This is a genomic window from Coriobacteriia bacterium (assembly GCA_013334745.1).
GTDB lineage: Bacteria > Actinomycetota > Coriobacteriia > Anaerosomatales > JAAXUF01 > JAAXWY01.
In genome coordinates this window covers 1-9,158 of record JAAXWY010000070.1, presented here as the reverse complement: position 1 = coordinate 9,158, position 9,158 = coordinate 1, and the positions used below count along the sequence as shown (strand labels likewise).

At 66.5% G+C, this 9,158-nt stretch carries 11 protein-coding genes and 1 tRNA gene; all 12 read right to left on the bottom strand.

Going from position 1 to position 9,158, the window contains the following annotated elements; translation table 11 throughout:
• Positions 1–3: 3 nt before the first annotated feature.
• A complete protein-coding gene (locus HGB10_11630; GenBank protein ID NTU72452.1) occupies positions 4–636 on the bottom strand; it encodes a 50S ribosomal protein L25 in 633 nt (210 codons plus the stop codon).
• Positions 637–707: 71 nt separating this feature from the next.
• A complete protein-coding gene (locus HGB10_11625; protein ID NTU72451.1) occupies positions 708–1,724 on the bottom strand; it encodes a ribose-phosphate pyrophosphokinase in 1,017 nt (338 codons plus the stop codon).
• Positions 1,691–3,064, bottom strand: a complete 1,374-nt coding sequence (gene glmU / locus HGB10_11620; GenBank protein ID NTU72450.1) for a bifunctional UDP-N-acetylglucosamine diphosphorylase/glucosamine-1-phosphate N-acetyltransferase GlmU — start codon at positions 3,062–3,064, stop codon at positions 1,691–1,693. Before glmU ends, HGB10_11625 begins: the two co-directional genes overlap by 34 nt.
• A 64-nt stretch (positions 3,065–3,128) precedes the next feature.
• Positions 3,129–3,202, bottom strand: a tRNA-Gln gene (locus HGB10_11615).
• Positions 3,203–3,328: 126 nt separating this feature from the next.
• Positions 3,329–3,631: a septation regulator SpoVG gene (spoVG, locus tag HGB10_11610; GenBank protein NTU72449.1), complete on the bottom strand. Its 303-nt coding sequence runs from the start codon at positions 3,629–3,631 to the stop codon at positions 3,329–3,331.
• A gap of 56 nt (positions 3,632–3,687) precedes the next feature.
• Positions 3,688–4,467, bottom strand: coding sequence for an NTP transferase domain-containing protein (locus HGB10_11605; protein NTU72448.1), 780 nt, complete (start codon positions 4,465–4,467; stop codon positions 3,688–3,690).
• Positions 4,464–5,348, bottom strand: a complete 885-nt coding sequence (ispE, locus tag HGB10_11600; protein ID NTU72447.1) for a 4-(cytidine 5'-diphospho)-2-C-methyl-D-erythritol kinase — start codon at positions 5,346–5,348, stop codon at positions 4,464–4,466. Before ispE ends, HGB10_11605 begins: the two co-directional genes overlap by 4 nt.
• 79 nt (positions 5,349–5,427) lie before the next feature.
• Entirely contained in the window at positions 5,428–5,709 is a 282-nt protein-coding gene (locus HGB10_11595; GenBank protein NTU72446.1) for a hypothetical protein, read from the bottom strand.
• A gap of 133 nt (positions 5,710–5,842) precedes the next feature.
• On the bottom strand, positions 5,843–6,709 hold the full coding sequence (gene rsmA, locus HGB10_11590; protein NTU72445.1) for a 16S rRNA (adenine(1518)-N(6)/adenine(1519)-N(6))-dimethyltransferase RsmA: 867 nt from the start codon (positions 6,707–6,709) through the stop codon (positions 5,843–5,845).
• 2 nt (positions 6,710–6,711) lie between these two features.
• Positions 6,712–7,761: a DUF348 domain-containing protein gene (locus HGB10_11585; protein NTU72444.1), complete on the bottom strand. Its 1,050-nt coding sequence runs from the start codon at positions 7,759–7,761 to the stop codon at positions 6,712–6,714.
• Between the two features lie 103 nt (positions 7,762–7,864).
• The gene (locus HGB10_11580) at positions 7,865–8,476 is read right to left on the bottom strand and encodes a flavodoxin family protein (GenBank protein ID NTU72443.1); all 612 of its coding nucleotides are present in this window, start codon (positions 8,474–8,476) and stop codon (positions 7,865–7,867) included.
• Positions 8,473–9,078 carry a TatD family hydrolase gene (locus HGB10_11575; GenBank protein ID NTU72442.1) on the bottom strand — a complete coding sequence of 202 codons (606 nt, stop codon included), beginning with the start codon at positions 9,076–9,078 and terminating at the stop codon, positions 8,473–8,475. The genes HGB10_11580 and HGB10_11575 overlap by 4 nt, the downstream gene beginning before the upstream one ends.
• Positions 9,079–9,158 lie beyond the last annotated feature (80 nt).

Here is a 9,158-nt window from a genome sequence, read left to right as displayed (position 1 = left end):
GTGTTACTCCCCTTCGTCCTTCGCGCCGATGACCTCGGGCTCAGCCTGCTCGGCGCCGGCCTCTTCCTCGACCTCGGCCGCGGGCGGTACGACGGAGGCGACAAGTGCATCGGGCTCGTCGGTAAGGGTGACGCCGGCCGGCGCCACGATGTCACTGATGTGGATCGAATCGCCGATCTCGAGGGCGGCGACGTCAACCTCGATGAACTCGGGGATCTCGGCCGGCTTGGCCTCGACGTTGATCTCGTGACGCTCAGTGGTGAGCACGCCACCCGCACGAACGCCGGCGGGGTCGTTGACCAGACGCAGCGACACGGTGGCGCTGATCGGCTTGTCAAGCGAGACGGCGAAGAAGTCGACGTGCAGGATCGTGCCCTTGAGGGCCTCGCGCTGCATCTCGCGAATCATCGCGTTGACGGGCGTCTTCTCGCCTTCGATCTGAATCTCGACGAGCGTCGAGCCGGCCGCGTGGTGCGACATGAACAGCTCGAAGTCGTGACGGTCCACCGAGATCGGCAGCGCGTCGCGGCCCATGCCGTAGAGAACCGCGGGGATGCGACCCTCGGCGGCGAGATGGCGGTTGGCCTTACCGATCACGGTGCGGGGGAAAACGTTCAGTACTGTGGATTCAGCCATGGTGCGCGTGCTCCTTTACCTGCGATTGTCTCGTCGAGTGATACCTACCCCACTCGACCGGTCGTGTCGTACTAGAGCTGGAAGTCCGGGTCGAACAGTTCTGAGACCGATTCGTCGTTGAACACATTCTGAACGGCGTGCGCCATGAGCGGCGCTACCGAAAGGACGTGAATCTTGCCGTGCAGATGCTCGGCGGGCACCGGAATCGTGTTGGTGACGACGACCTCGGTGACCTCGGCGGCCTCGAGACGCTCGAACGCCGGCGCCGAGAAGATGCCGTGTGTCGCGGTGACGTACACCGACGACGCGCCGTTGATGCGCAGCGCCTTGGCGCCCGCGACCACCGAGCCCGCGGTGTCGATCATATCGTCGGCGATGATGCAGTTCTTGCCGCTGACGTCACCGATGACGTGCGTGATCTCAGCCACGTTGTGATCCGGACGACCCTTGTGCATGATCGCGAGGCTTGCACCGAGCATGTCGGCGAGCTTCTTGCACGCCTTGGCGCGGCCGACATCGGGGCTGACCACGCACAGATTGTCGAGCCGAAGCGACTCGAAGTAGTCCGCGAGGATTGGCAACGCGGTGAGGTGGTTGACCGGCTGGTTGAAGAAGCCCTGGATCTGACCCTGGTGCAGGTCCATCGTGATGACCCGGCTCACACCGGCGACCGTCATGAGGTCCGCCACGAGCTTTGCGGTGATCGGCTCACGAGCAGCCGACTTCTTGTCCTGTCGCGCGTAGCCGTAGTGCGAGATGACCGCCGTGATGGTGCGTGCCGACGCCCGCTTGGCGGCGTCGACCATGATGAGGAGCTCCATCAGCGTGTCGTTGACCGGCGCGCAGATCGACTGAACGATGAACACATCAGCGCCACGAACGCTCTCAAGGTACCGAACGTAAATCTCACCGTTGGCGAACTTGCGGATCTTGACGTTGCCGAGCTCGGTTCCCAGGTGCTGTGCGACACCCTCCGCGAGATCGGGATTGCTCGTGCCGGCGAAGACCGCCATGCGCTTGCCCATCGTCGAATCCGCTCCTTCTCCTGGTCGTGTCAGTGCGTCGGCTTGCGTCGCCGAGCAGCCCATCCGGCTACCGTGACCTGCTCGGATCTCTCTAGGGCGAGCGCGTCAGCCGGAACGTCACGAGCAATCGTGCTCCCGGCAGCCGTCACCGCACCCGCGCCGATGTTCACAGGCGCAACCAGCATGGTATCAGAGCCGATGAAAGCGCCGTCCCCGATCGTGGTCGGATGCTTGGTCTCGCCATCGTAGTTACAGGTGATCGAACCCGCTCCGACGTTGACGCCTTCGCCGATCGTGGCGTCCCCGATGTAGGACAGATGCGGCACCTTGCTGCCCGTGCCGATCGTGGAGTTCTTCTTCTCGACACACGTCCCCGCCTTGGCGCCTGCGGCAAGCACGGCGCCCTGCCGCAGGTAGGCCACCGGCCCGACCGAGGCACCCGAACCCACGGTCGCCCCGATGACGACCGATGAGTCCACAACCGCATCGGCTGCGATCGCTGCATTCGTCAGGCGTGTGCTCGGCCCGATGACCGCGCGATCCCCCACCGTGGTCGAACCGAGCAGGAATGTCATCGGCAGAAGCTCGACGTCGCGCCCGAGCGTGACGTCCGGCCCGATCCACACCAGGTCCGGTGCGGTCATCGTCACGCCGGCGAGCATGTGCGCCTCGTTGATGCGGTGCTGCATGACGCGACCCGCCTCGGCGAGCTGTACCCGGCTGTTGACGCCGATGGTCTCAAGCCAATCGTCGGCGAGTACCGCCGTGACGGTCATGCCTTCGCCGCGCAGTATCTTCACGATGTCGGTGAGGTAGTACTCGCCCTGCGCGTTATCGGTGGTGAGGCGGTCGAGGTGGGCGAATAGCACGCCGGCATCGAAGCAGTACGCGCCGGTGTTGATCTCGCTGATGCGGCGTTCGTCGGCCGTGCAGTCGCGTTCCTCGACGATGCGGTCCACGCACGACTCGTGACCCGCACGGACCACGCGACCGTACCCGGTCGGGTTCGTGAGGTTGGTCGTGAGCACCGCGCACGCCGAGCCGGATGATTCGCGCATCGCAATGAGGCCCGCGATGGTCTCGGGACGCAGGAGCGGCGTGTCACCCGCGACGATGACGAGCGACCCCTTGAAGTCGGCGAGGGTCTCTCGGGCACACATAACGGCGTGACCGGTGCCGAGCTGCTCGAGCTGGCGTACGCACTCGACACCTCGCAGCAGCGCTTCGACCTGCGCGGCACCGTGGCCCGTCACCACGACGACCCGCTCGCAGCCGGCCGAACGGGTGGCGTCCGCAACCCATGTGACCATCGGCTTGCCGAGAATCTCGTGGGCAACCTTGGGCTTGTCGGACTTCATCCGAGTGCCCTCGCCTGCAGCGAGGATGAGAGCGATGCTGCTCATCGGGATGCTCCTCTGTTCTGGGCTTGGATCCGTGCCCTCGGAGACCGGAATGCACGAGCGCGCGTGGCTGGGGCACCAGGATTCGAACCTGGATAGCGGGCACCAAAAGCCCGAGTCCTGCCGTTGAACGATGCCCCATCGCCGCGCGGGTGCGGTATCCGACCGCAACGCAGTTTAGGTAGCAGGCCAAGACAGCGTCAACCGACAGCGATCGCGGTTGGGTCAGCGTAACTCGCCGCGACCCTCGCCAAGACCCCCTGAGAGCTACTCGGCGGCCATGGCGAGCGCGTGCCCGGCGGTCTCGAATGCCGTCACGCCGCCCTCGGCCTCGAACTGCTCGAGGACCGCACGCTGGATCTCTGTGCGTGCGTCGCTGTTGATGGGATGACAGATGTCGCGAAACTCGCCGCTGGGCAGCTTGCGCGACGGCATGGCGACGAAAAGCCCCTTGTCGCCGTTGACGACCCGCAGGTCATGAACGACGAACGCGTCATCGAGCACGATGCTGGCGATAGCGCAGACCTTGTTCATCGCTACCGCGCGAAGGGTCACCTTCGTGATGCGCATGGACTCCCCCTAGTTGTGTGCGACACGTTCCCCCGAACGTGCCGTCCCCGTGCGAGCTATGAGCCCTCTGGAGACATACTACCCGTCGCGCGCCGATACAGCACACGTTCGGCGACAACAACGTCGATCGGCTTATCGACGTCTGCCCCGATCGAGGCGTGCGGCGTGTAGATCGCCGCGCACTTCGCGCCCAAGAGCTGCTCCATCTTTCGTTCGACGTCGTCGACACGCAACCTGCCTGTCGCGTACTTGAATACGAACGGAATTCCGATGACCCGAGCCATCGCTACTGGAGATTTGCGCGTCTCGAACAGGCGCTGCCCTATCTCGCGGTTGCGCTTCACGAGGTCGGCCGACATCACCATCATGTTGCCGCCGGTGACCGGTCCACCCGCGACCTTGACGTACGTGCGCTGCGAGCCCGGGAACTGCGCCTCCATGTCGATGGCGCTGACCAGCGGATACGTGAACTCCGCACCACTCGCGAGCGAACGCGCTACGTAGTCATCGATTGCCTCGGGAGTCAACGCGGGCAGATCGCCGGTCGCACCGAGCACGGGACGGCCGTTGTTGAAGGCGCCGCACCCCGCGATGGCGTTGTCGATGAAGCTGCCATCAGAGATCACGAGGTGATCGACTCGCTCGGCCCATGAGCCCAGCCCGTGTGCTGTGGGAACCACGACGGCAATCTCTCCGATGCAGCTCGCAGCGCGAAGCGCATCCACCACCCACTCGATCATAGGACGCCCGGCTATGGGCACAAGACCCTTGATGGACACGGTGGGGTCGATGACCGCGCCCTCGCCGCCAGCCAGTACCGCTGCATCGACCTTCACGAACTCTCCTCACACGTCACGTGCGCGCCGCTGTGGCGCGAACGCGTGGCAACCGCCCAGAGCCCCATGGTAGCGGCTTGTGCGGCAAGCGTCGTCGCGGTCTCGGCGTCCGAGCACACACCGAACACAGACGAGCCACTTCCCGATACGAGCGCACCGAGAACCCCGGGACGCGACGAGAGCCACGACAGCGACTCGCCCACCTCGGGCGCGACCGCAATCGATGCCTGCGTCATGTTGTTGGCGAGCGCCTCGGCGATATGCGCCGCATCGCCACCTGCGAGCGCCGACTCGAGGCCGTCAGAACCGCTCGCCACCTGCGGTGAAGCGTCGAAAGCCCGATACGCTTGCCCGGTGGGTACGGGCACGGGCGGCTTGATGACCACGATGTCGAGATCGACGTCGGGAAGGCGCCGCACGAACTCGTCGCCCCGACCGCCCATGAGCACGCATCCGCCGAACAGAAAGAACGGCACGTCGGCTCCGAGTGAACGAGCGACACTCAACAGGAGGGGATCATCGAGCGGCAGCCCTGCCCAGAACGCAAGTCCCGCGAGCACGACCGCAGCATCCGTCGAGCCACCGGCGAGCCCTGCACCTGCGGGAATGCGCTTCTCGACCTCGATATCGAGCAGCACGTCGACGTCGTAGGCCTTTGAGAAGGCGCGTGCAGCGCGAAACGCGAGGTTCTCCTCGGCGGGTATACCGAGCGCGGCGTCGCACGAAAGGGTGAGCTCATCGGATGGGGTGAGACGGACCGTGTCAGCGAGTTCGAGTGTCTGAAGCACCGACTCGACGTTGTGATGGCCATCGGGCCGAAGATCGCCGATACCGAGGTACAGGTTGACCTTGGCCGGAGCGACGATTGTCAGCGTCTGCACCTGTGCCCCCTCTCACTACATGGAAAAGCGCGGGGCGACTGTGCCCCGCGCTTGTGTTCCTCGCTCGCGCTTCCCGATCCTAGTTGAGCCAGGGAAGCAGGTTCTCGCCGCTCTCGACGTGCGTGAGCTCGACGGTTCCGGTCAGCACATCGACGTACTGGTACGACGCGCGTGCCGTGCGATCGCGCTTTTCCATGACCTCGACGACGAACAGTGCCGGGTGCGTCTGCATGAGGACGCCCTCACGCTCGACGATCTTCGAGCGGCCCATATTGGCGCGAACTCGAATGCGGCTGCCGGTCATGTTCTCAAGGTCCGTGCGGATGCGGCCGACGACCTCGGCCTGACGAACTAGATCCATAAAGAATCCTCCCTCGGTTCCGAGGAAGTATAGCCCAGAATGGAGGGAATTACCAGCACGAATAGTGCTGACCGGTCGGTCGGAACACGCACGAAACGCCGGCGGTTGGCTCGGTTGGAGCGCCACGCCGCATCTAGAGCGCGACGCCGGCGTCCCTGAGGGCCTCTGCAAGCGCAATGAAGCGCTCGGGCTCGAGTTTCTCGGCTCGGACACCACCATCGATGCCGGCGGCGGCGAGAGCGGCTGCCACGGCCTCGGCGGGTGCCCCCAGGGCCGAGCGCAGCGAGTTGCGGATCGTCTTGCGGCGCTGGGCGAAGGCGGCGTCGGCCGTGCGGGCCGCGATGCGGGCCAGCTCGGGCTCCGCTCCCAGCGGCGCGCGCTCGAGGCGTAGCACCGCCGAGTCGACCCGTGGCGGGGGCAGAAAACAGGTGCGGGCGACCGGAAAGCGACCTGCGGCCCTGGCGATGAGCCGCAGCTTTACGGTGTAGGAGCCGTAGTCGCGCCCACCGGGCGCTGCGGCCATACGGTCGGCGACCTCGGCCTGCACCATGACCGTCGCGCTTCGCAGTGACGGCAGCTCCTCGAAGAAGCGCAGCACGACGGTTGCGGCCACGGCGTACGGGAGGTTCGCGACGAGCGCTATCGGCGGGCCGAACGGCTCGGCGAGTTGCTCGGGGGTGACTGCGACCGCGTCGGCCCGCACGATCGCGAGCTGCGCACAGCCGGCGGTGGTCTCGGCGAGGACGGGCAGCAGGTCGGCGTCGCGCTCAACGGCCACGACCGCGCCGGCGTTGGCGCACAGGGCTGCGGTCAGCGTGCCGATGCCGGGGCCGACCTCAAGCACGGTCTCGTCGCCGCAGAGTGCCGCGAGGTCGATGATGCGGCCGACGACGTTGTCATCGACGAGGAAGTGCTGACCGAGCGACTTCTTGGTGGCCAGACCGTGGCGCTTGAGCACGGCCAGGGTGGCCGATGGCGTTGCGAGCGGCGAGTGCGTCACGGTCAGTCGAGCACGATGATCGTCACGGTGCGCCGTCCCCAGCGAATGGCCTCGTCGTAGGTGTCGTAGCACACGTCGATGCGGTCGTGCTTGATGTCGCCGCCGGTGTCAGCTGCGACCGCGTAGCCGTAGCCGGGCACGTAGACGTGGGTTCCGAGCGGGATCATGCGCGGGTCGACCGCGATGACGCCTCGCGTGGCGAGCGCGCCCGTCGCGCAGCGATGGTCGGCGCCGCCGCTGCCCGGCGCATAGCCGGTGGCTTCGACGCGCATGCGACGGCCCACGCCGGGCTTCGGCGGCGCCATCGTGCGCACGCTTGCGAGCGCACGAGCGCTCGCGACGATCGCGCGGTTGCCCTCGGCGCGCGACGCGGTGCCCACCGCGACGATCTCGTCGACGGGCGCGGTCACGGTCTTGTCGGCGAGCAAGGCGCGCGAGCCCTCGACGCCGTTGGAGACCAGGGTGCGGTAGAGGCGCAGTCGCACGCCGGAGCGGCCCTTGACGACGACCTTGCGCACGCCGCGCGGCAGGCGGCTGTCGTCACGGGTGGAGCGTGCGAACGCGATGGGGATGCGGCGTGAGGTGACGCGCGAGAAGACGCTCGGTGCGGTGATCGTCATGCCTGCGGCGAGAGGCGTCGTCAGAGAGGGTGAGACAGCGGGATTTGCGGACGGGTCGATACCGGCTGCTACAAGCGCGTCCGAGACCGTCTTGCCGACCACGTTCATGTCGGTGACAGAGCCACCGAGGTCCATCTTGATGGGCGTGGCATGGCGCACGACGACTGTCATCGGGCTGCTCACGGGGGTGGATACGGAGGGTGTCACCAGGTCGCCATCACCGTAGGAGACGCGCACCTGCTGGAGCACGCCTTCAACATCCGAGGCGCGTGTGGATACGCTCGAAACACGGCCGTCGACGACGACCGTGACCTGCTTCTTGGCCCACACGAATCCTGTGATGCTGAGTGTGACGACTACTACTGGGATGAGAGCTGCGATGAGGTACTGGGTCTTCACGGATCCTGCCGAGCGGGTCGGCTTTGATCTCATTCAGACCTCTCTGTTTGGGGACATTTCAACCGTTTCGTAACGAACGGGAAATGCCGATGCTACCCCTAGGCGATGCCCCGCGCAAACGCGCAGGTCGCCACGGTCAGCCCCTGTCGAGCGCCTCCGAAACGAGCTGCGCGCCGATCTCCTCGGCCTTCTTGAGACAGTCCGGGTAGTGGCCCATGTCCGACGCGGCGTCCGGCCCGACACACTCCAGAACCGTCTCACTCTCGGCGCGAAGGACGTTCATCACGCTGCGACACGAGGTGATCGCGCAACCGGTGCCGAACGGGTCTCCGCCACCGCCGACGATGAGGAGCGCGCCCGGCCGCTTGACCGCCGGCGCAGGCTCTTTGAGCACGTATCGGCGGGCCCAATACGGCTGGCAGCGGTCGAAGATGGTCTTGAGGACGGCCGGTACCGTCGCGAAGTAGACGGGCGACGAAATCACGAGGGCGTCCGCGCTGTCGAACGCTGCGTAGACGTCATCCATCGCATCGCGAAGGACGCACTCGCCCGTCTGTGAACACGCGTTGCAGCCGCGGCACGTGTGGACGCCGGTGGTCGCGGCCACGAGTCGCACCGGCTCTCCTCCGGCGTCGCGCACCCCTCGGGCTAGTGCGTCGAGCAGCTGGTCACTGTTGCCGCCCCGGCGCGGACTGCCGGCGATGCACAGCACCCTCGGGGGCCGCTGCCCGGGCGACGAGGCGCTCACGACGAGCGCTCCCGATCGAGCAGCGCGAGCGCATTGGCGTAGGACGAAGCGGCGAAGTCCGCCAAGGCAACACCTCGAGCGCCCGCGATCCGGGCGGCCGTGAATACGGTGAACGCGGGCTCGTTCGTGCGGCCACGAAACGGCTCGGGGGCCATGAACGGGCAGTCGGTCTCGGTAAGGATGCGGTCGGCCGGAACGAGAGCGGCCGCCTCGCGGACTTCATCGGCTTTCTTGAACGTGACGGGGCCGGCGAAGCTGACGTGGCAGCCAAGCTCGATGAACGGCTGCATGTCGCAGGCGGCAAGGTTGAAGCAGTGCAGGATGCAGCCGGCCGTGGGGACGCCGACGTCGCGCAGAATTCGTTCGCCGTCTCCATGCGCCTCACGTAGATGCACGACGACCGGCAGGTCAAGTTCGTGCGCGATCTCGAGATGACGGCCAAACGCGGCCCGCTGCACGTCGCGGGGCGACTGGTCGTAGTGATAGTCGAGCCCGAGCTCGCCGAGCGCACACGTGCGTGGGTCTGCGGCCAGGCGACGGAGTTCGGCTTCGGCGGCCGCGTCGAAGAGCTTCGCGTTGTGCGGGTGGCATCCGACGATGATGCGGACTCGCGGGACGGCGACCGCGGAGTCCGGTGAGCCCTCGGCGGACGTCCCTCGGCGGGGGCCCTCGCCGCTTCGCG